This window comes from Moorena sp. SIO2C4 (genome assembly GCF_010672485.1).
GTDB classification, from domain to species: domain Bacteria; phylum Cyanobacteriota; class Cyanobacteriia; order Cyanobacteriales; family Coleofasciculaceae; genus Moorena; species Moorena producens.
In genome coordinates, this window is record NZ_JAAHGN010001498.1 from 1 (window position 1) to 1277 (window position 1277).

Here is a 1277-nt window from a genome sequence, read left to right on the forward strand (position 1 = left end):
TGAACAATGAACCTATTTTCAAAGTGCGTGACGTGACTAAAACCTATCAGATGGGGGAGGTGAATGTTCAGGCACTAAAATCAGTTACTATTGACCTCTATGGAGGAGAATTTGTAGTATTGCTTGTTCCGTCTGGAAGTGGCAAGTCCACTCTGCTGAATATTCTCGGAGGACTTGATGTTCCCTCCTTCGGACAAGTCAAATTCTATAATCGTGATTTATCAAGTGCTGATGATCGTGCTCTTACCCGCTTCCGTCGGGAGTGCGTGGGTTTTGTGTTCCAATTCTACAATTTGATTCCCAGCTTGACGGCTCAGGAAAATGTTGCTCTGGTGACGGAAATTGCTCCTCGTCCGATGCGTCCTCGGGAAGCTTTGGGACTAGTGGGACTCGACCATCGCCTTAACCATTTTCCGGCTCAATTATCTGGGGGTGAACAACAACGGGTTGCGATCGCTCGTGCTATTGCCAAACGTCCTCAAGTGCTCCTATGTGATGAACCAACCGGAGCGTTAGACTTTCAGACCGGTAAGCTAGTATTGAATGTATTGGAGCGAGTCAATCAGGAATTGGGAACAACTACTGCTGTAATTACTCACAATGCTGGAATTGCGGCTATGGCAGATCGGGTGATTACCATGCGTAGTGGTGAGATTATTAGTGTACATGGTAATCAGACTAAGATTGCTCCTGAGGATTTAGAGTGGTAAGTCAACGATTGAGTATATTAAGAATTGAATCAAATTACCTAGCTCGATAGAAAACCGGAGGTATAAAAGAACTAGAGGGAGTCACAAAGTAAAAGACTTCCCAAGGAGTTGAGCTATGATAGCAATATTATTAACAACTTTCTTAGTTTGCTGTCTGTTCGGCTTGACATTAGTTTGTGAAGCTTTGTTTTATACAGAAGAAGAGCAGTTATAAAAAATCGAGCGTTGCTTAATAATGGAATGATTTTAAGAGTTTTTAGGTGCGCTTTCCGTATTAAGAATTAAATTCGCCACGGGTCGCACCTGTAGAATGGGCATCTTGCCTGTTCCTGACATTTTCGGTTGGTCTTAGACTTCCATGAATTCCCTAGACCGTAAACTCTTACGTGACCTATGGCAATTACGAGGTCAGGTGATTGCGATCGCATTAGTAGTAGCCTATGGCATTGCTAGCTTCGTCCTAGCCAGGAGTGCCTATAGCTCTTTGCGACTAATCCAAGACACATATTACAACCGCTACCATTTTGCCCAAGTTTTCGCTTCCCTCAAACGCGCCCCAGAAAGCCT

Annotated in this window: 2 protein-coding genes; both read left to right on the forward strand. The window is 44.0% G+C overall.

Annotation, left to right across the window (positions count from 1 at the left end):
- The first annotated feature begins 14 nt into the window (after positions 1 to 14).
- A complete protein-coding gene (locus F6K20_RS38950; protein WP_502708938.1) occupies positions 15 to 710 on the forward strand; it encodes an ABC transporter ATP-binding protein in 696 nt (231 codons plus the stop codon).
- Between the two features lie 358 nt (positions 711 to 1068).
- On the forward strand, positions 1069 to 1277 hold a 209-nt coding region (locus tag F6K20_RS38955; RefSeq protein WP_287298517.1), incomplete at its 3' end, for a hypothetical protein.